Origin of the sequence: Sphingopyxis sp. (assembly GCF_025869345.1) — a bacterium.
GTDB lineage: Bacteria > Pseudomonadota > Alphaproteobacteria > Sphingomonadales > Sphingomonadaceae > Sphingopyxis.
Map to the genome: position 1 here is coordinate 1 of NZ_JAOZVW010000134.1, position 18,566 is coordinate 18,566.

At 66.5% G+C, this 18,566-nt stretch carries 19 protein-coding genes; 12 read left to right on the forward strand and 7 right to left on the reverse strand.

Annotated features, from left to right (window positions below; genetic code table 11):
* Window positions 1-218: 218 nt before the first annotated feature.
* Complete coding sequence (locus OJI97_RS14400; RefSeq protein WP_297664579.1) at window positions 219-2,333, forward strand: sodium-translocating pyrophosphatase; 2,115 nt, start codon at window positions 219-221, stop codon at window positions 2,331-2,333.
* A 240-nt stretch (window positions 2,334-2,573) separates the two neighbouring features.
* On the opposite strand, the gene OJI97_RS14405 is transcribed toward OJI97_RS14400, so the two are convergent.
* From OJI97_RS14405 to OJI97_RS14425, 5 genes are all read right to left on the reverse strand, one after another.
* Window positions 2,574-3,041: a nuclear transport factor 2 family protein gene (locus OJI97_RS14405; protein ID WP_297664581.1), complete on the reverse strand. Its 468-nt coding sequence runs from the start codon at window positions 3,039-3,041 to the stop codon at window positions 2,574-2,576.
* A complete protein-coding gene (locus tag OJI97_RS14410; RefSeq protein ID WP_297664582.1) occupies window positions 3,034-4,116 on the reverse strand; it encodes a DUF1214 domain-containing protein in 1,083 nt (360 codons plus the stop codon). Before OJI97_RS14410 ends, OJI97_RS14405 begins: the two co-directional genes overlap by 8 nt.
* 1 nt (window position 4,117) lies before the next feature.
* On the reverse strand, window positions 4,118-4,897 hold the full coding sequence (locus OJI97_RS14415; RefSeq protein ID WP_297664584.1) for an SDR family oxidoreductase: 780 nt from the start codon (window positions 4,895-4,897) through the stop codon (window positions 4,118-4,120).
* Between the two features lie 128 nt (window positions 4,898-5,025).
* Window positions 5,026-5,820, reverse strand: a complete 795-nt coding sequence (locus tag OJI97_RS14420) for an SDR family NAD(P)-dependent oxidoreductase (RefSeq protein ID WP_297664586.1) — start codon at window positions 5,818-5,820, stop codon at window positions 5,026-5,028.
* Window positions 5,821-5,845: 25 nt separating this feature from the next.
* Entirely contained in the window at window positions 5,846-6,925 is a 1,080-nt protein-coding gene (locus tag OJI97_RS14425) for a Rieske 2Fe-2S domain-containing protein (protein ID WP_297664587.1), read from the reverse strand.
* Window positions 6,926-7,055: 130 nt separating this feature from the next.
* Here OJI97_RS14425 and OJI97_RS14430 point away from each other — a divergent pair, with 130 nt between their 5' ends.
* The gene (locus tag OJI97_RS14430; protein WP_297664588.1) at window positions 7,056-7,832 is read left to right on the forward strand and encodes an SDR family oxidoreductase; all 777 of its coding nucleotides are present in this window, start codon (window positions 7,056-7,058) and stop codon (window positions 7,830-7,832) included.
* A 16-nt stretch (window positions 7,833-7,848) separates the two neighbouring features.
* On the opposite strand, the gene OJI97_RS14435 is transcribed toward OJI97_RS14430, so the two are convergent.
* Window positions 7,849-8,787 carry an alpha/beta hydrolase gene (locus tag OJI97_RS14435; RefSeq protein ID WP_297664590.1) on the reverse strand — a complete coding sequence of 313 codons (939 nt, stop codon included), beginning with the start codon at window positions 8,785-8,787 and terminating at the stop codon, window positions 7,849-7,851.
* Window positions 8,788-8,839: 52 nt separating this feature from the next.
* Here OJI97_RS14435 and OJI97_RS14440 point away from each other — a divergent pair, with 52 nt between their 5' ends.
* The 3 genes from OJI97_RS14440 to OJI97_RS14450 all read left to right on the forward strand — a co-directional run bounded on the left by OJI97_RS14440 (window position 8,840) and on the right by OJI97_RS14450 (window position 11,686).
* Entirely contained in the window at window positions 8,840-9,967 is a 1,128-nt protein-coding gene (locus tag OJI97_RS14440) for a PAS domain-containing protein (RefSeq protein WP_297664592.1), read from the forward strand.
* A gap of 96 nt (window positions 9,968-10,063) precedes the next feature.
* Window positions 10,064-11,236 (forward strand): sulfotransferase, encoded by a 1,173-nt coding sequence (locus OJI97_RS14445; protein ID WP_297664594.1) that lies wholly within the window; start codon window positions 10,064-10,066, stop codon window positions 11,234-11,236.
* A 3-nt stretch (window positions 11,237-11,239) separates the two neighbouring features.
* On the forward strand, window positions 11,240-11,686 hold the full coding sequence (locus tag OJI97_RS14450) for a nuclear transport factor 2 family protein (protein WP_297664596.1): 447 nt from the start codon (window positions 11,240-11,242) through the stop codon (window positions 11,684-11,686).
* Between the two features lie 13 nt (window positions 11,687-11,699).
* Here OJI97_RS14450 and OJI97_RS14455 read toward each other — a convergent pair whose 3' ends face one another.
* A complete protein-coding gene (locus OJI97_RS14455; RefSeq protein ID WP_297664598.1) occupies window positions 11,700-12,464 on the reverse strand; it encodes an SDR family NAD(P)-dependent oxidoreductase in 765 nt (254 codons plus the stop codon).
* A gap of 135 nt (window positions 12,465-12,599) precedes the next feature.
* Here OJI97_RS14455 and OJI97_RS14460 point away from each other — a divergent pair, with 135 nt between their 5' ends.
* The 7 genes from OJI97_RS14460 (at window position 12,600) to OJI97_RS14490 (ending at window position 18,374) form a co-directional block, all read left to right on the forward strand.
* Window positions 12,600-13,733 carry an LLM class flavin-dependent oxidoreductase gene (locus OJI97_RS14460; protein WP_297664600.1) on the forward strand — a complete coding sequence of 378 codons (1,134 nt, stop codon included), beginning with the start codon at window positions 12,600-12,602 and terminating at the stop codon, window positions 13,731-13,733.
* Between the two features lie 11 nt (window positions 13,734-13,744).
* Window positions 13,745-14,737 carry an NADP-dependent oxidoreductase gene (locus tag OJI97_RS14465; RefSeq protein ID WP_297664602.1) on the forward strand — a complete coding sequence of 331 codons (993 nt, stop codon included), beginning with the start codon at window positions 13,745-13,747 and terminating at the stop codon, window positions 14,735-14,737.
* The gene (locus OJI97_RS14470; protein ID WP_297664604.1) at window positions 14,724-15,080 is read left to right on the forward strand and encodes a hypothetical protein; all 357 of its coding nucleotides are present in this window, start codon (window positions 14,724-14,726) and stop codon (window positions 15,078-15,080) included. The genes OJI97_RS14465 and OJI97_RS14470 overlap by 14 nt, the downstream gene beginning before the upstream one ends.
* A complete protein-coding gene (locus OJI97_RS14475) occupies window positions 15,073-15,705 on the forward strand; it encodes a Dabb family protein (protein ID WP_297664606.1) in 633 nt (210 codons plus the stop codon). Before OJI97_RS14470 ends, OJI97_RS14475 begins: the two co-directional genes overlap by 8 nt.
* A gap of 15 nt (window positions 15,706-15,720) precedes the next feature.
* The gene (locus OJI97_RS14480; RefSeq protein ID WP_297664608.1) at window positions 15,721-16,524 is read left to right on the forward strand and encodes a helix-turn-helix transcriptional regulator; all 804 of its coding nucleotides are present in this window, start codon (window positions 15,721-15,723) and stop codon (window positions 16,522-16,524) included.
* A gap of 96 nt (window positions 16,525-16,620) precedes the next feature.
* Window positions 16,621-18,039, forward strand: coding sequence for a cytochrome P450 (locus OJI97_RS14485; protein ID WP_297664610.1), 1,419 nt, complete (start codon window positions 16,621-16,623; stop codon window positions 18,037-18,039).
* Window positions 18,009-18,374, forward strand: coding sequence for a 2Fe-2S iron-sulfur cluster-binding protein (locus tag OJI97_RS14490; protein ID WP_367184769.1), 366 nt, complete (start codon window positions 18,009-18,011; stop codon window positions 18,372-18,374). The genes OJI97_RS14485 and OJI97_RS14490 overlap by 31 nt, the downstream gene beginning before the upstream one ends.
* The last annotated feature ends 192 nt before the right edge of the window (window positions 18,375-18,566 follow it).

Consider the following 18,566-nt stretch of genomic DNA (forward strand, 5'->3'; position numbering starts at 1 on the left):
CAATCCAGGGCGGTTTACGCAGGCTCTGGATTGCTTCGCTTCGCTCGCAATGACGATACGAAAGTGCGGGCTTGCCCTCGGCTTTCTTTCTTCCCATAACCGCGCCGTCCAATTTGGGGCGGTCGCATCAGGGGAGAGAGCGAGCCGGCATCAATAAGTCGGACGTTCGACTGCTATCTTTGCGTTCGCCCTTCTCGATGGGGAAGGAACAGACACGCATGAATCCGGTTTTGATCGCGATAGCGTGCGGCCTTTTGGCCGTGCTCTATGGGTTCATTACCTCGCGGCAGGTGCTCGGCGCATCGGCGGGGAATGAGAAGATGCAGGAAATCGCCGGCGCCATTCAGGAAGGCGCCAAGGCCTATCTCGGCCGCCAATATCGCACCATCGCCATGGTCGGCATCGTTGTCGCCATCCTCGTCGGGCTGTTCCTCGGGCCGATTTCGGCGACCGGCTTCGTGCTGGGCGCGGTGCTGTCGGGCGTTGCTGGATTCGTCGGCATGAACATTTCGGTGAAGGCGAACGTCCGCACCGCCGCCGCGGCCCAGAAGGGGTTGCAGACGGGGCTGACGATGGCGTTCCGCGCCGGCGCGATCACCGGCATGCTGGTGGCGGGCCTCGCGCTTCTCGCGATCTCGGTCTTCTTCTGGTATCTGACCGGCCCCGGCGGCTATGGCGTCGGCGGCGATGACCGCACCGTCGTCGATGCGCTCGTCGCGCTCGCCTTCGGCGCCTCGCTCATCTCGATCTTCGCGCGCCTCGGCGGCGGCATCTTCACCAAGGCCGCCGACGTCGGCGCCGACCTGGTCGGCAAGGTCGAGGCGGGGATTCCCGAGGATGATCCGCGTAACCCGGCGGTGATCGCCGATAACGTCGGCGACAATGTCGGCGACTGCGCCGGCATGGCCGCCGACCTGTTCGAAACCTATGTTGTTACCGTCGGCGCCACCATGGTGCTGATCGCGCTGCTGCTGAAGGGCGCGGGCGACATGCTGTTGCCGCTGATGACCCTGCCGCTCCTGATGGGCGGCGTGTGCATCATCACCTCGATCATCGGCACCTATTTCGTCCGCCTCGGCGGCGGCACGAATGTCATGGGCGCGATGTACAAGGGCTTTCTGGTCACCGCGATCCTCTCGATCCCGGCGATCTGGTTCTCGACGCAATATGCGCTCGGCGACATGGAAGCGACGATCGCGGGGACCGGTTTCAACGGCCGCAGCCTCTTCTATTGCTCGCTGGTCGGCCTCGTCATCACCGGCCTGATCATCTGGATCACCGAATATTACACCGGCACCAACTATCGCCCGGTGCGCAGCATCGCCAAGGCGTCGGAAACCGGCCACGGCACCAACGTCATCCAGGGGCTGGCGATCAGCCTTGAATCGACCGCGCTGCCGACGCTGGTGATCTGCGTCGGCATCATCGTCGCCTATCAGATCGCGGGCATCATCGGCATCGCCTTCGGCGCCACCGCGATGCTGGCACTCGCCGGCATGGTCGTCGCGCTCGACGCTTACGGCCCGGTCACCGACAACGCCGGCGGCATCGCCGAAATGGCCGGTCTCGACGACAGCGTTCGCGAAAAGACCGACCTGCTCGACGCCGTGGGCAACACGACCAAGGCGGTGACCAAGGGCTATGCCATCGGGTCGGCAGGCCTGGCGGCGCTGGTGCTGTTCGGCACCTATACCGCCGACATCAGCGAATATTCGGCGAAGCTCGGCCTCGATGCGCCGCTGACCTTCTCGCTGTCGTCGCCCTATGTCATCGTCGGGCTGCTGCTCGGCGCGCTGCTGCCCTATCTGTTCGGCGCGCTCGGCATGACCGCGGTCGGCAAGGCGGCGGGCGATGTGGTGAAGGATGTCCGCGATCAGTTCGCGAACAACAAGGGCATCATGGACGGCACCAGCCGCCCCGACTACGCCCGCACCGTCGATCTGGTCACCAAGGCGGCGATCAAGGAAATGATCGTGCCCAGCCTGCTGCCGGTGCTGGCGCCGATCGCGGTGTTCTTCATCATTCGCGCCGTGGCCGGTCCGGCCGAGGCGCTCGAAGCGCTCGGCGCGCTTCTGCTCGGCGTGATCGTCGGCGGCTTGTTCGTCGCCATTTCGATGACCTCGGGCGGCGGCGCATGGGACAATGCCAAAAAATATATCGAGGACGGCAACCACGGCGGCAAGGGCAGCGAAGCCCATAAGGCCGCGGTGACCGGCGACACCGTCGGCGATCCCTACAAGGATACCGCGGGTCCGGCGGTCAACCCGATGATCAAGATCACCAATATCGTGGCGATCCTGCTCCTCGCGGCGCTGGCACACGGCGCCGCCTAGGCCGCGCAGCCTACACGGGCAAAAGAATGGCCCCGCCGGAGCGATCCGGCGGGGCTTTTCTTTGGCGGTTGGGGGTGGGGAGCGGACGTAAAGCCCTCTCCCCTTCAGGGGAGAGGGTTGGGAGAGGGGGGAGGCGTCCACGCCCCTCTCAACTCCGGCTAGCCGGTAAACCGGCAAGCCTTCGTATCTCTCCCCTGAAGGGGAGAGAGCAAGCTCCGCCAACGTCCGCAACCGCTCGGTTTACGCCGTTACCCAGCCCGCTTTGACCCCGCCCTCCGCGAGCGCCCCGTCAACGATCGCGCGCGGCTCCGATCGCGTGTAGCAGATGCGCCAGCCGCCGACGGTGCGGCGGTAGCGGTCGTGGTAGAAAGTGGCGAGCAGGCGAAAGCTGCCGGCACGCGGGTCATAGGTTGCATAGCCGAGATTCCAGCGCGCGCTCGCGTCGTCGCCCGCGACCTCGATTTCGGCATTATGACCCTGATGGACGTCGGTGATCGGGGTCGTCGCGGCCATCTGCGTGAAGATACCGATCAGCCCGTCGAGATCGAACGCGCCGAGCGGAGGGAAGTCGATCACCGCATCTTCGGTGAAACAGGCGCGGATTGCGTCGAGATCCTTCGCGTCGCAGGCGTTCAGATAGCGCGCTTTCAGGCGGCGAATGTCGCTTTCGGCCTCCAGCCGGGCGATGCGGGTTTCGAGGTCAGACATCGAGGCGGATCACTTTCGTTTCGGGGACGGGGTGGTCGGTCGCGCCGGTCCAGCGCAGCAGCATCGTGCCCTGATGATGGCCCGCCGTGTCGATCCAGTTGCCGAACCCCGGATCGCGCGGGGCGACGACCAGCGTCAGTGTGCCGTCGTCGTTGAGCGCCGCGCTGTGGCCATTCACATGGATGCGGTGGTAACGGTAATCGAGCGATTCCATCCAGACATTGTCGAGTTGGAAATTCCAGAAGCTGCACTCGGGAATGCGCGTATCGATGCGCAGCGCCTCGCCGGGTTCGAGCTGCCACCAGCCGTGGAGGTAGAAGATCGTCGGATCGCCCCCGGCGCGGAAGAAGCGCGTCTGGTCGACCGTCGCGAGGCGGTTTCTCTGCTCGGCCCGGAAATCCTCGGCCCATTGCACGAAGGTGCGCGCCGTCCCCGCGACGAAGCTGGTGACGCGTTCGAGCGCGGCTTCGAGCTTGTCGGGCGACAGTGGCGCCGGATAGGCGGGGCCGTCGATCGTCTCGATCGTCACCGCCGCGGGCGTTTCGCCGGCGCGGTCGAGGAAGGTCTGGCGGACGATGACCATCGAGCTGTCGCTGGCGAGCGGCAGCCAGTTGCCCGGCGCGCGCTCGCGGCTGACGGTGATCTCGAACGATCCGTCGTCCGCGACCGCCATGTCGGCCGAATCGAGCTCGCCGGTCGAGGCCATCGTCCCGTCGATCGCATAGCGGTTCGCCTTGGTGCCGAAGCTCAGGATCGGCACGGTGCCGCGCCGGCCGCGGATGCGGTAGCTGCGCGCGCCCGAAACGCTCGCGTTCATATAGATATTGTCGGGATTGTCGGCGCCGATCTTGGCTGTCTCGTGCGACGCGGCGTAAAAGCTCGGGAAATCGGGGTCGGCATGTTCGAGCTGCATGTCGAGCGCGACGCGCAAGAGCCGGGTAAGGTAGCGATAGCCCTCGGCGCGGTCGAGCGGGTTGGCCGCGGCTTGGGCGCCGGTCACGATGTCGCCCGCGGCTTCGAGCCGCCGGCAGAAGGCGCGCCAGACATCGGGGGACAGCAGGCGGTCGTCGCTCATGTCACGGCACCATATATTGGCCGCCGTTGACGTCGAGCGTCGCGCCGGTGACCATTTTCGCATAATCGGACACGAAGAAGAGGACGCTTTTCGCGCAGTCCTCCTCGGGCGGAATGACGCCGAGCGGGATGCGCGCGGTGATCCCGGCGACCAGTGCGTCGCGGTCGGCGCCGCCCGCAACCTCGCGGTCGATCCAGTCGTGGACCGGCTTGCCGCCGATCCAGCCCATCCGCGCCGCGTTGACGCGGATGGCCCAGCGACCGAAGTCCTGCGCCATATGGCGCGTCATCGTGGTCAGCGCGCCCTTGGCGCTCGCATAGCCGCCCTCGCCGGGGAAGGGCGCGACCTGCGACATGGTCGCGACGTTGACCACCGCGCCGCCGGCCGCCGCCTGCATCGCGGGCAGCACCGCCTGCGTCATCCGCAGCGCGCCGAGGCAGTTGACGTCGAACACCTTCGCCCAGTCGCCGGGGTCGGCCTGATCGACCGTCGTCCAGGCACCGTGGATATAGGCGCTGTTGACGAGACCGTCGATCGTGCCGAACGCTTGCGTAGCGGCCGCGGCGAGCGCGCGGCATTGGCCCGCATCGCCGACATCGACGGGCACCGCGATCGCTTCGCCGCCTTCGGCGCGGATCTCGCCGGCTACGCTTTCGATGAAATCGGCGCTGCGCGCACCGAGCACGACCTTCGCACCCTCGCGCGCCGCGACGCGCGCGAGCGCCTGTCCCATGCCGGGGCCGGCCCCGCTGATGACGACGACTTTGTTTTCAAGCAGCATGGGGAACCGCCTCTTCTGCTAAACTGTCCTTGAGCGCCGGGCCGAGTGCATTGCCTGCGCCCCGGCAAGCGACTGGACGCCGCCGAGATAGGCGAACTGCATCGCTCCGATCCCCGCCGAATGGGGTATCAGAGCTGTCCGAGAAGGCTCGCGGGCGCGCCGGGCAGGAAGGGCTGGTAATAGCCCGCCGACCAGCCGCCATCGACCGCGAGTTCGGCGCCGCTGATATAGCTCGCCTCGTCCGACGCGATGAACAGGCTCGCGCGCGCGATTTCCTCGGGTTCGCCGATCCGTTGCAGCGGCACGCGCTCGTAGCCGACATTGACCGCGTCGCCGGTCAGCCCGGCCGGATTGCCCATCTGCGTATTCACGCCGCCCGGATGAACGGTGCACACGCGAATGCCGCGCGGCCCCAGTTCGAAGGCGAGCGATTTCGACAGTCCGCGCACCGCCCATTTGCTGGCGGTATAGGCCGACAGGCCGTTGCAGCCGCGCAGCCCATCGACCGACGAGATGTTGACGATCACCCCGCGCCCCGCCGCGGCCATCGCGCGCGCGGCGTGCTTGGCGCCCAGCATCGTGCCCATCACGTTGATCGCCAGCACGCGCTCGATATCCTCGGCGGGCATCGCCTCGATCGGGCTGAAATGGACGATCGCGGCGTTGTTGATCAATATGTCGAGCTGGCCGAAGCGCTCGACCGTTTCGGCGACCACCGCTTCCCATTCCGCATCCGACCGCACGTCGAGTTTGCGGAACAGCGCATCGCCGCCGATCTCCGCCGCGGTCGCCTGTCCCGCTTCCTCCAATATGTCGCACAGCACCACTTTCGCGCCCTCGGCCGCGAAAAGGCGCGCGGTCGCGGCGCCCATGCCCTGCGCCGCACCGGTTACGATCGCGACCTTGCCTGCCAGTCTGCCCATGTCTTTTCCTCTGTTTCCGGTCCGCTCAGGCGGTCTTTTCTTCAAACGGCGCGGTCACGGTGCCGCGAGTGATGTGGGTGCCGTTGACGCGCTTCTGGATGTCCAATGCGCGCTCGCGGGGATTGTAGAACTGGCGATACCAGATTCGCACCTTGCCGAGCGGGCCGTCGCCCTGCACCGCCAGCGGATTGATGGCTGGACGCTTGTTCGACCAAATCTCGAAATCCTGGGCAAAGGCGGCCAGCGATGCGTCCTGATAGGCGCGCGCCATCGCGGCATCCTCTGCGGTCGGCTCGGCATTGGCGACCCTTACCAGCAACCCGTGCCACACCTTGACGACGCCGTCGTCGACCGGCGTGTGGGTGATCAGGATGATCGACGGGAACTGGCCCGACATGCGCGATTGCAGGATGCCGGGGCCGGTATACCAGGTGTCGGTTTCCAGCGAGTCCGCGCCCTGAAGCGTGCGGTGGCCGGCGCGCATCCGCTGGACGACGCGGTGGCCGTCGAAGTCGTTTTCGAACAATTCGGTCTCGGCGGTGCCGTGGACGGGGCCGAAATGGGCGCGGTCGGCCATATTGTCGAGAATCTCGACCGGGTGGCTCGCGAGTTCGCCGAGCTGATCGATCTCCCACTTCACCCAGTGCGGCTGGTCATATTCGGCGAAGGGCGGCAATTCATATTCGGGCTCCAGCCCCTCGGGGTCGTGCCACATCCAGATACAGCCCGCGCGTTCGACCACCGGCCAGGTGTCGAGCTTCGCCGCGGCGGGAATGCGCTGCGGCGAATAGGGGATATGATCGCACTTGCCGTCGGGCCCGAAACGCCAGCCATGATAGGGGCAGCGGATCGAATCGCCCTGCACCTGCTCATTGTCGAGGATGACGAAACTCGTCGTGTTCTTGGCCAGATGCGCGCCCATGTGCGGGCAATAGGCGTCGACCAGATGCACCTCGCCCGATTCGCCGCGATAGAGCACGCGGTCGCGTCCGAAGAAGCGGACCGCGAGCGGTTTGGTGCCTTCGAGTTCGGCGGCGGCGGCGATCATGAACCAGCCGCGCGGAAAGACCTGGTCGCCCAGTCCATAATCTGCGGTTGTCGCCATGGAAAAACCTCTCTTGATGCGTGTCCCGTGTATGAATTTGCGCTTTGCGTCGCAAAAATCGACTATATTATCGCATTTCGATGCTATATCGCACAAACTATAACATCATGCAAGGTCAAGGAGGATGTCCATGGGTGCGGAGCCGATGTTTCCCGCGGGGGCGGTGCTGATTTTCGGAGCGACGGGCGGCATCGGCGCCGCGGTCGCGCGCGCCTTCGCGAACGCCGGCAGCGACGTCGCGATCGTGTGGCGCTCGAAGGAGGATGCGGCGAAGGCGCTCGCCGCCGAGATCGAGGCGACGGGGCGCAAGGCCAGCCTGCATCGCTGCGACGTTACCGACGAGGGCGCGCTGGCGGCGGCGGCCGCCGACGCGGTCGCGGCGCACGGGCGCGTCCATACGCTGGTCTGGGGCGCCGGGCCGCTCGTCGCGCAGGTCCTGCTGACCGAGACGACGAGCGAGCAATGGCGCCGCGCGATCGACGTCGAGGTCCACGGCTTCTTCAACGCGGCGCGCGCGGTCATTCCGCATATGCGCGCGGCGGGCGGCGGGTCGCTCGTCCATCTGGGGTCGGCGGGGCATCTGCGCTGGCCCGACCTCGACGGCCTGTCGGTCGCGCCCAAGGCGTCGAACGAGGCGCTGGTCAGGGGCTTTGCGCGCGAGGAGGGGAGGCATGGTATCCGCGCCAACTCGATCCTCGTCGGGGTGATCGAGGCGGGCATGTTTCTGGAACTGTCGAAACAGGGTGTGTTCGACGAGGCGTGGACGCGGGAGGTCCACAAGAATCTCGCGCTCAAACGCTGGGGACAACCCGAGGAGATCGGTCATGCCGCTGTCTTTCTCGCCTCGTCGAAAGCCGCCTATGTCACCGGGCAGCAGATCGCGGTCGCGGGCGGATACGGGATCTGATCCGCCCGCGCGCACGTCAGGCCACCGTGTCCATCAGCCCGAAGGCGCGCCGCAGCCCCTTCGCCGCGGTGCCCACCGCGATATCGGCCTGCGGCAGCATCCCGAGCATCGAGGCGAAGCCGTGAATGACGCCGGGGGTCTGGCTGTGCGTCACCGCCACACCCTCGGCCGCGAGGCGCCCGGCATAGGCGTTGCCCTCGTCGCGCAGCGGATCATATTCGGCGGTGATCACGGTGGCGGAAGGCAGACCGGCGAGGCTCGCGGCGCGGATCGGGGCGGCCAGGCTGTCGGGCGTCGCATTCGCGTCGCCCAGATATTGCGCCCAGAACCACTGCATCATCGCGCCCGACAGGAAATAGCCGGCGCCGTTCTCGACATAGGAGGCACGGGTGAAGTCGTTGTCGATGACGGGGTAGAAGAGCAATTGATGCGCGATCGCCGGGCCACCTTCGTCACGCAGTTTCAGGCACAGCGCGGCCGACAGGTTGCCGCCCGCGCTGTCGCCGCCGACCGCGATCCGAGCGGGGTCGATGCCGAGTTCGCCGGCCTGCGCCGCCGCCGCAACCAGCGCCGCGTGCATCGTGTCGAGCGCCGCCGGATAGCGATGCTCGGGCGCGCGCGGATAGTCGAGCGACAGCACCGCGACCTCGGCCGCCGAGGCGAGCGCGCGGCACAGCGGATCGTGCGTCTCGATCGTCCCGAACACCCAGCCGCCGCCGTGCAGGAAGAAGAGGAGCGGGAGTTCGGTGCCCGGCGCGGGGTGATAGAGGCGCGCGGCGACGGGGCCGGCGGCGGTATCGAGGGTCAGGTCGCGGATCTCGGCGACCTCGGCCTTGAACACCGGCATCGGCTGTTCGTCGGCGAGGCGGAGCGCGGCGACGTCGAACGGCGGGTTCATGTGCGGCAGGCCGCCGATCATGTCGAGCAGCGGCGCGAGCACGGGGTCAATGGGCATGGCAATAGGCTCCTGTTTGTGGGATGGAATGGATGGAAATGAGGGAGCGGCGGTGAAAACGAACGGGATGAATGCGGCGTTTTCCAGCCTGCTGTCCGACCTGTTCGGCGGGCTGCTGGCGGAGGCGCCGTGGGAGGATTTTCTCCGCAACCTCGCGCTCTATCTCGACGCCAGCTACGCGACGCTGATCCTGACGATGCCGGGCGCCAGCCGCCCGGGCACGCTGGTGACCCCCGGCGGCGATCCGCAGACTTCCGAGGATTATATCGAAAGCTATTTCGCGAGCGATCCGTTCAAGGGGCTGCCCGAAGGCAAGGTGACCGCCTTCACCGATTTCGTGCAGGGCGACACGCGGATGAGCGATTTCTGGCGCGATTTCCTGGAGGCGGCGGGCGGCGATCAGATCCTTGGCGTCGACCTGCGCTTCGACAGCGGGTTCGAGGCGCGGCTGCGCGTGACGCGCGACGCGAGCCGCAGCGATTTCGATGCCGCCGAGCGCGAGGCGTTGCAGGATATCGTTCCGCACCTGCGCACCGCGATCCGCCTGTTCGAGCGGTTGCAGGCCTCGGGCGCCGAACATGGCGTCTATCGCGGAGCGGTCGAGCAGATGGGGGTCGCGGCGATCATCCTCGACCATGACGGCAAGGTGATGCGCGTCAACGCCGTCGCCGAACGGTTGCTCGGCGAAGGCGACGGGCTGGTGCTCGCGGGCGGGCGGTTGCGGCTCGCGGCAGCCGATGCGCACCGCGCGCTCGAGAGGCTGCTGAAGATGCTCAAGTCCGAAGCCGATCCGGTCGCGGCGCCGCCGCAGCGTTTTCGCATCGAACGGCCGTCGGGGCAGCGCGATCTGGGCGTCGTCGCCAAGGCGGTGACGACCCCCGCCTTCATGCGCGGCGGCAAGGGCGCGGCACTCGCGCTGTTCGTCAGCGATCCGGGGCAGGAGGCCGCCCCCGATCCCGAAGCGATCCGCGATCTGTTCCAGTTGACGCGTATGGAGGCGATGCTCGCCGCGGCGCTCGCGGGCGGCGGTTCGCTGGTCGAGGCGGCCGACCGGCTCGGCATCGCGCACAATACCGCGCGGTCGCACCTGCGTTCGATTTTCGCGAAAACCGGTGCGCGCCGCCAGTCGCAGCTCGTCCACCTGCTCCACGCGGGAATGCCCGAAAGAGGCAGTACTTGACCTGGCATGGGCTAATTGCGTAGATAAAGTGAAATATGAATACGAATAACGTGTCATATTAGCGATAATAACTACGTAATGCGGAAGGTTTATGCGATGGGAGCGATGATTGGCCGGGTGCCCGACCGCGCGACGCTGGTGGCGCGCGCCTGTGAGCAGACGGGGCTTTCGGATTTCGGCGATAGCTGGTTCTTCGCCAATATCGATGCCCTGATTCCCGCGCTGAACGATGAGGCGCGGCTGAGCGCGGCGGGGATCGACAGTGCGTCGGCGATGATCGTGAACGGTCTCGTCAACCGCCTGCGCCACGTCGAACTGATCAAGCGCCATCCCGAGATTCTCGACGAACGCGTCGAGGTCGCAGCGGTGGTCGTCGGCCTGCCGCGCACCGGCAGCACGATGCTCCACCGGATGCTCGCGTCCGCGCCGGGGATGACCGGCACGCGCTGGTTCGAGACCCAGAATTACGCGCCCTTCCCGAACGAGACGCGCGGCGATCCCGAGCCGCGGCGCGAGGCGGCGCGCGGTTTCCTCGACTATATGATCGCGACGATCCCCGACCTCATGTCGATCCATCCGATGAGCATCGACCAGCCCGACGAGGAACTGATCATCCTCGGCCAGCTTTATTCGAGCACGATGATCGAGGGGACCTATCATGTTCCCGGCTATGCGCGCTGGCTGACCGAGAACGACCGCGTCCAATGCTACCGCGATCTCAAGCAGATCCTCCAGTCGCTGCAATGGCAGGACCGCCGCCGCGAAGGCGCGAAATGGGTGCTCAAGACCCCCGGCCACCTGCTCGCGCTCGACGCGGTGATCGAGCTGTTCCCCGAGGCGAAGATCGTCATGACCCACCGCGACCCGGTGGCGACCGTGCCGAGCTATTGCAGCATGGAGCACAGCCTTTACCAGATGGTGTCGGATCGCGTCGATCCGGCGAGCGTCGCCGCCTTCTGGGTGCCGCGGCTCGCCGAATTGCTCGACCGGTTCATGACGGTGCGTGAGCAGGCGGCGGCGCATCATTTCGTCGACGTCCACTATGCCGACCTTTTGAGCGATCCGATCGGCGAGGGCACGCGCGTACTCGAAGCCGCGGGGGTCGAGGTAACGCCGGACGTTCGGGCGGGGATGGCCGAATGGATCGAAGCCAACAAGCGCGAAGATCGCGCGCCGCATAAATATGCCCTTGAAGATTTCGGTCTGGTCCGCTCCGATGTAGAACAGCGTTTCGCGGCCTATCGAGCCGCCTTCCTGGAGAGGATCTGAATTGTGACCGAAGCCGTCAATCTCGCCGCGATCGAGGAAATCCGGTTGCTCAAGGCGCGCTATCTGCGCGCGCTCGACACCAAGGACTGGGCGTTGCTGCGCAGCCTGCTGACCGACGACATGGTCGGCGATTTCCGCGAGATGCCGGGCGAGACCGACGAATCCCTGCTGACCAGCGGCGCCGACGCCTTTGTGGCGGGAGTCGCGGCCGCACTCGAACATGCGACGACGGTCCATCATGTCCACAGCTTTGAAATCCGCTTCACCGGCGCGCGCGATGCCGAGGGCATATGGGCGATGGACGACCATTTCTGGGCGGGCGAGGGAAGCGATCTTGCCGGTCGCTCGCACCACGGCTTCGGCCATTATCACGACTGCTATCGCAAGGCGCGCGGGCGCTGGCTGATCGCCAGGACCCGGCTCAGCCGCATCCGCGTCGAGCGCGACTGACGCGCCCGCCCGCTCATTCGGGCATCGGCGGATAGCTGGCGAGGAAGCCCGCGTCGGCAATAATCTCCTGACCGTTGATCCCGCCCGAGCGCGGGCTCGCGAGGAAGAGCGCGAGTTCGGCGATGTGCTGCGGCAACAGCAGGCCATCGGCGCCGGGAAGCGCAAGCGCGTCGGCGGGCTGGAGCGGCGCCTGATCGGTCACGCCGAGGATCGCGGTCGCGACCGGGCCGGGGCAGATCGCATTGACGCGCAGCCCGCGCCGCGCAAAGCTCTGCGACGCCGACCGCACCGCGCCGACGACGCCGTGCTTGGCGGCGCTATAGGCCGCGGCGACGTTGAGCCCGATCATGCCCGAGGTCGAGGCGGTGACGACCGCGGCGCCGCCGCGTTCGAGCGCGGGCAGCACCGCCTGCAGCCCCAGCCATGCGCCTTTCAGATTGATCGCGATCATGCTGTCGAGCGTCGCCGCGTCGGTCTCCTCGAAAACGGTCTGCGCATAGGCGCCCGCGTTGAGGAACGCCGCGTCGAGCCGGCCGAAGTCCTGTTTGGCGGCGGTGACCATCGCCGCATTGTCCGCCGCGTCGCTGACATTGCAGCGTATGGCGCGGGCGCGGCCGCCCGCGGCGCGGACCTGATCGGCGATCGTTTCGGCACCCGCCTCGTTGAGGTCGGCGATCACCACCGCGGCGCCTTCCTGGGCAAAGCGCAGCGCCGCCGCGACCCCGATTCCCGAAGCTCCGCCGGTCACCAGCGCGACCTTGCCCTCGAACATGCCCATCGCAATTCCTCTTCCTGTCGATTGTCGCGCCTTGCCTAGCATCGGCGGCGCGGCGCGAATTGATCCAATTGGAGGAGGAGCGCGCGCCGCGGAGCCCTATGCTCGCTCGAAAAGACGGTGAGAGGATCGCAGGGCATGAAATTCTCGATCATTTACGAAGCGCAGATGGTGGACACGTCGCGCGAAAACGAAGCACGCTGTTTCCACGAGATCGTCGAGCAGGCGGTGCTCGCCGAGGAGATGGGCTTCGATACCGTCTGGGCGGTCGAGCATACCGCGCTCACCCAATATGCGCATATGTCGGCGCCCGAGACCTTCCTCGCCTTCCTCGCCGGCAAGACGACGCGGCTCGGCATCGGCCACGGCGTCGTCTGCCTGCCGCCCGCGATGAACCATCCGGTCAAGGTCGCCGAGCGGATCGCGACGCTCGACATCCTGTCGAACGGCCGCGTCCATTTCGGCATGGGTAAGGGCGGCACACAGCAGGAGGCGGGCACCTTCGGCTATGATCTCGCCGCGCTGCAGCCGATGATCGACGAGAGCATGTATCTGATCCCGAAGATCATGGTCGAGGACGAGATCGAGCACGACGGCGAATATATCCGGATCCCGCGCCGCCCGATCCATCCCAAGCCCTTTCAGGACCCGCACCCGCCGCTCTACATGGCGTGCACGCGCGCCGACGCGCTGACCACCGCGGGCGCGCGCGGGATCGGCGCGCTGGTGCTGGGCTTCGCCGGACCCGACGATATCGCCAGCAAGAATGCGATCTATCGCGCCGCCTGGGCGAACCGCAAGGCCGAGGATCAGGTCGGTTTCCGGCCGACCGAGCATCTCGCCGCGCTCTGCCCCGCGCTGGTGCTGGACGATCGTGAGAAGGCGCGGCGTATCGGCCTGCGCGGCCAGCGCTTCTTCGTCGAATCGCTCGGCTATTGGTATCAGGGCGGACCCAAGCCGACCGTCGAGGATCTGTCGGGCGACGAGCAAGCGGCGATCCTGCAACAGGAGAAGGCGGCGGTGGTCGCCTATCTGTCCGAGGAGAAGATCACGATCGGCTCCGAGCATACCGGCGCCTATGAGGAGGTGCAGGACGCCTATGGCACCGCGGAGGATTGCATCCGCTATGTCCAGCGATTGTTCGACGCGGGGGCCGACGAAATCCTCTTCCTGTTCCAGATGGGTGCGGTCCCGCACGAGGCGATCATGGAAACGATCCGCAACATCGGCACGCATGTGATCCCGCATTTCAAGGCGCAGGCGGCGGAATAGGGAGAGACGCGATGCGAGCGATGATCATCGAAGGCTTCGGCGATGCCGATGTGCTGCATTGGGGCGACTTGCCGACACCGGAGTCGGGGCCGGGCGAGGTGCTGGTGCGCGTCGCCTGCGCCGGGGTCAACCCCGCCGACTGGAAGACACGCGAGGGCAAGCTCTCCGCCTATATCGACTATCATTTCCCGTTCGTGCTCGGCTTCGATCTCGCGGGCGTGGTCGAGGCGGCGGGCGATGGCGTCGACGCCTTCCGGCCCGGCGACCGGGTGTTCGGCATGTCGCGGCAGGGGCAGGGGCTCGATGGTTCCTACGCCGAATATTGCCTTGCCGACGCCGCTTTCCTCGCGCCGTTGCCGTCCGGGTGGAGCTTCGCGCAGGCAGCGGCGCTGCCCGTCGCTGGGACGACCGCCTATGGCGGGATCGTCGATGCCGGAGCGTTGCGCGAGGGGCAGCAATTGCTGATCAACGGCGGCGCGGGCGGGGTCGGCAGCATCGGCATCCAGGTCGCGAAAGCGCTGGGCGCGCGTGTTGCGGTGACCTGCGGTGCCGACAATCAGGCCTATGTCCGCGGTCTCGGCGCCGAACTCGCGATCGACTATCGGGATGGCGACGTCGTGGCGGCGGTGCGCAAATGGGCGCCGGACGGCGTCGATCTGGTGCTCGACGCGGTCGGGCTCGACACGCTGCTTCCGTCGGTGCTCGATATCGTCGCGCCGGGCGGGCGCTATGTCGAGATCGAGACGCTGATTTCGCGCGCCGCCGACGATCTGGTTGCAAGCGCTGCGGCGCGGGACATCGCCATATTGTCGAACATGGTCGCGGTCGCGCGGCTGCCCGAGCATCTGAAAGGGCTCGCGGCGCTTTGCGGCGCCGGGCAGGTGACGCCGCCCGCAATCGAGACGATGCCGCTCGGCGAAGCGGCCGCGGCGCATCGCCGCGTCGAGGCGCAGCATGTCCGCGGCAAGATCATTCTGGAGGTGGCCGGTCATGGCGACTGGTGAACGGCGGATCATTCAGGCGATCGACGAGATCGTCGCCAAGCCGGGCGAGGGCAAGGCGCTGCTGGACGACTATCTCGCACGCTATGCGCCCGGCGCGCGGGCGCGCGGCATGGTGCTGGAACAGGTGCTGGTCAGCCCGCCGATGTGGCTCGACGACCAGTCGAACACGCTGAGCTTCCGCTGGTCGATCGCCGACACCGGCGGCTGGTGGCAGATGCGCTTCGTCGGCGGCAACGATCCCGAAGTCATCGCCTGGTGGGCCGAGGCCGATGCGCGCGCGGTCAGCCGCCGCCGCTTCTTCGCCGCCGAGCCCGTCGATATCGAGGGGCTGTGCCATGTTTAAGCTGACCCGCCTCGTCACCCTCGCCGATCCCGCGGGGCTGGAGCCGCTCGCGGAAGCGGTATGCGCGCTTGCGACCAGCCACATGGCCTATCGCAGCCTTGTCGCGCCGACCCTGCCCGGCAGCCATTTCGGCGGCGATCTCCTCGTGCATTGCGCGTTCGACGGCGCGGCGGAGCGCGACGCTTTCGGCGCGGCCTTGTCCCCGCTGCTCGCCGGGTCCGCGATCGCTTCGGTCGACGGTGTCGACTATCAGGGCTCGCCCGACGGCAAGCACGATCCCGACCTTGCGAGCGGCGTCTACCGCGTGTTGCTGCTCAGCATTGACGAAGGTTGCGATGCCGAAACGATCGCGCGGTTCGAGGCCGAAACGCGGATGATGCCGCATTACATCCCCGCGATCCGCAACTGGCAGCTCAGCCAGGCCGACAGGGCGGTCGGCGAACGGCGCTGGACGCATGTCTGGGAACAGGAATATGCGGGCGTGGAGGGGCTGCGCGGCCCCTATATGCTGCACCCCTATCATTGGGCGCGGATCGACCGCTGGTTCGACCCCGAATGCCCCGAACGCATCGTCGACGCACGACTTTGCCACAGTTTCTGTGCGCTTGAGACCTCGGTCCTTTAGGGCGATAAACGCCCGATGACGGCGTCCGAGCCCATGCACACGCAGAGCGTCTATCTGGTCGATGCGTTGAAACGCGTGCTGAAGGAGCGCGGGATGACCTATGCCGATGTCGCCGCGGCGCTCGGCATCAGTCACGCCAGCGTGCGGCGCACCTTCGCGCAGCGCAGCTTCACGCTCGCGCGGATCGACGAGATTTGCGAGCTGGCCGGGGTCGATTTCCTCGCGCTCGCGCGGATGGCCGACGAGATGCGGCCCGCGATGCCGACGACGCTGACCGACGCACAGAAGCAGGCGCTGGTCGACGAACCGCTCGCGCTCTTCTGTTTCCACCTCGTGCTCGGCGGCTGGACGGTCGGGCGGATCGAGGCCGATTATGGCATCGATCAGACGCAGCTTATCCCTGCCTTGCTCAAGCTCGAGCGGATCGGGCTGATCCAGTTGCTCCCCGGCAACGCGATCCGGCTGATGACCGCGCGCAGCATCGGCTGGCGGCGCGGCGGGCCGATGCGGCGCTTCTTCGACCGGCGGGTGAAGGAGGAGTTTCTGCAATATGATTTCTCGGCGCCCGGATCGATCTGGGAGTTCGAGATCGGCGAGCTTTCGGATGCGTCGCGGGCGCTGCTCGAACGGCGGCTGGCGAGCCTGTTCCGCGAGGTGCGCGACCTGATCGCGCGCGATGCGCCGCTGCCGCCCGCGGTCAAGACCAACGTCGGCCTGCTGATCGCCTCGACCCCGATTCCGCTGCCGATGGTCGCGCGCGACGTCGGTTCGGGAACGCTGGGGGCTGGAAGGCGCGCCGGACGATCCTCCAGGGATTGAAATCCGATACAATGATGCGACGCACTCGGTAGAGCGCGATCGCCGCGCGATAACCCCTCATCCGGCCGCGAAGACGGCGTGAAGAGGGAGATTATCATGTCGGCAATCGCGATGAACCCGCCCGCGATGGGCGGCGGCAAGCCGTTCCTCGGCCATCTGACCGATTTTTTCAAAGACCCCGTGGCTCTGCTGCGCAAGGGCTATCGGGATCACGGCTCGATCTATTCCTTCCGCATGGGCGGGCGGAAGATGGTCGTGCTGCTCGGCCCCGACAACAACCGCTTCGTCTTTCAGGAAACCGACAAGCTGCTGTCGATCCGCGAATCGATGCCCTTCTTTCACAAGATGTTTTCGCCCGATTTCTATTCCTTCGCGGAGATGGAGGAATATCTGCGCCAACGCGCGGTGATCATGCCGCGCTTCAAGGCGTCGGCGATGAAGAATTATGTGCCGGTGATGGCCGAGGAGGCGCTGGCGCTGTGCGACCGGCTCGGCGACAGCGGCGAGTTCGACCTGATCCCGACGCTCGGCCCGGTGGTGATGGACATCGCCGCGCATGCCTTCATGGGCCGCGATTTCAAGGAAAAGCTGGGGCACGCATTCTTCGACCTGTTCCGCGACTTTTCGGGCGGCATGGAATTCGTCCTGCCTTTATGGCTGCCGACGAAGAAGATGCGCCGCAGCCAGGCCGCGAAGAAAAAGCTCCACCGCATCCTCGGCCAATGGATTGCGCAGCGCCGCGCCCATCCGGTGGAGCCCGCCGATTTCTTTCAGGATATCGTCGCCTCGACCTATCCCGACGGCAGCCCGATCCCCGACGAACTGATCATCCACATGATCCTGCTGCTCGTCTGGGCGGGGCACGAGACGACCGCGGGGCAGGTGAGCTGGGCGCTGATCGACGTTCTCCAGAACCCCGGCTATCAGGCCGTGCTGCGCGAGGAGATCGGCCGCCTTATCGGGTCCGGGACCGGCGCCGAGCTCGGCTGGGAACAAGCGATCGCGATGCAGAAGATGGACCTTGCGCTGCGCGAGACCGAGCGGCTGCACCCCGTCGCCTTCACGATGATCCGCAAGGCGGCGAGCGATTTCGAGCGCGAAGGCTATCGGATCCGCAAGGACGACTGGGTGCTGCTCGCCCCATCGGTCAGCCATCGGATGACCGAGATATTCGAGCGGCCCGACGATTACGACCCCGAGCGCTTCGATACCGAACGCGCCGATACCAGGGTCGAATCGAATAGCCTGATCGGCTTCGGCGGCGGGATGCATCGCTGTGCGGGGGTCAATTTCGCGCGGATGGAGATGAAGGTAGTGATCGCCATCCTGCTCCAGCGCTACGAGATGGAACTGATCGACGAGCCGCGTCCGATCGCCGGCGCGGGCACCTATTGGCCCGAACAGCCGTGCCGCGTGCGCTATCGCCGCCGCGCGATTCCGGGGCGGCCGGCCGCCGATGTCGCGGACCTCGCCGCGGCAGCGGGATGCCCGATGCACGCGAAGGGCGCGAACTGATGGCGCGCGTCACTTATGTTCAGCCCGACGGCAGCGAGAAGACCTGCACCAATTTCGAGGGCATGGCGGTGATGCACCTCGCAATCGGCAATCTCGTCGACGGGATCGATGCGCTGTGCGGCGGGGTGCGCCAGTGCGCGACCTGCCATGTCTATGTCGACGACGCCTGGGCGGCGCGGGTCGGCCCGCCGGGCGACGACGAGGCCGAGATGCTGGACGCGCTCGCCGATGTCGTCGAGGTCAGACCGACCAGCCGGCTGAGCTGCCAGATCCATATCACCGAGGCTCTCGACGGGCTGAAGGTCCATATCCCGAAAGAACAGCCGGGAATTTGAACGACTTGGCATGCGCGGATTCCCGCGGCGGCTTGGGGCGGCTTTGCCGCCCCTTTTTCGTTCGCGCACCTACCACCAAAAGGGGGTAGGTCATTGCCCTCTTGCGTAGTTATATATTGCATATGTTACGCATGTCGTGATATCTGACCGATAAATTGCGCATCATACGCCGCAATTGACTGAAAGAGGGAT

What these genes read in the sequence shown, in the direction of transcription:
- OJI97_RS14475 (WP_297664606.1), top strand. Translation starts at nt 15,073, where the DNA reads ATGTTTAAGCTGACCCGCCTCGTCACCCTCGCCGATCCCGCGGGGCTG.
- OJI97_RS14485 (WP_297664610.1), top strand. Translation starts at nt 16,621, where the DNA reads ATGTCGGCAATCGCGATGAACCCGCCCGCGATGGGCGGCGGCAAGCCG.
- OJI97_RS14430 (WP_297664588.1), top strand. Translation starts at nt 7,056, where the DNA reads ATGGGTGCGGAGCCGATGTTTCCCGCGGGGGCGGTGCTGATTTTCGGA.
- OJI97_RS14445 (WP_297664594.1), top strand. Translation starts at nt 10,064, where the DNA reads ATGGGAGCGATGATTGGCCGGGTGCCCGACCGCGCGACGCTGGTGGCG.
- OJI97_RS14420 (WP_297664586.1), bottom strand. Translation starts at nt 5,820, where the DNA reads ATGGGCAGACTGGCAGGCAAGGTCGCGATCGTAACCGGTGCGGCGCAG.
- OJI97_RS14490 (WP_367184769.1), top strand. Translation starts at nt 18,009, where the DNA reads ATGCCCGATGCACGCGAAGGGCGCGAACTGATGGCGCGCGTCACTTAT.
- OJI97_RS14400 (WP_297664579.1), top strand. Translation starts at nt 219, where the DNA reads ATGAATCCGGTTTTGATCGCGATAGCGTGCGGCCTTTTGGCCGTGCTC.
- OJI97_RS14410 (WP_297664582.1), bottom strand. Translation starts at nt 4,116, where the DNA reads ATGAGCGACGACCGCCTGCTGTCCCCCGATGTCTGGCGCGCCTTCTGC.
- OJI97_RS14465 (WP_297664602.1), top strand. Translation starts at nt 13,745, where the DNA reads ATGCGAGCGATGATCATCGAAGGCTTCGGCGATGCCGATGTGCTGCAT.
- OJI97_RS14435 (WP_297664590.1), bottom strand. Translation starts at nt 8,787, where the DNA reads ATGCCCATTGACCCCGTGCTCGCGCCGCTGCTCGACATGATCGGCGGC.
- OJI97_RS14470 (WP_297664604.1), top strand. Translation starts at nt 14,724, where the DNA reads ATGGCGACTGGTGAACGGCGGATCATTCAGGCGATCGACGAGATCGTC.
- OJI97_RS14455 (WP_297664598.1), bottom strand. Translation starts at nt 12,464, where the DNA reads ATGGGCATGTTCGAGGGCAAGGTCGCGCTGGTGACCGGCGGAGCTTCG.
- OJI97_RS14480 (WP_297664608.1), top strand. Translation starts at nt 15,721, where the DNA reads ATGACGGCGTCCGAGCCCATGCACACGCAGAGCGTCTATCTGGTCGAT.
- OJI97_RS14425 (WP_297664587.1), bottom strand. Translation starts at nt 6,925, where the DNA reads ATGGCGACAACCGCAGATTATGGACTGGGCGACCAGGTCTTTCCGCGC.
- OJI97_RS14415 (WP_297664584.1), bottom strand. Translation starts at nt 4,897, where the DNA reads ATGCTGCTTGAAAACAAAGTCGTCGTCATCAGCGGGGCCGGCCCCGGC.
- OJI97_RS14460 (WP_297664600.1), top strand. Translation starts at nt 12,600, where the DNA reads ATGAAATTCTCGATCATTTACGAAGCGCAGATGGTGGACACGTCGCGC.
- OJI97_RS14405 (WP_297664581.1), bottom strand. Translation starts at nt 3,041, where the DNA reads ATGTCTGACCTCGAAACCCGCATCGCCCGGCTGGAGGCCGAAAGCGAC.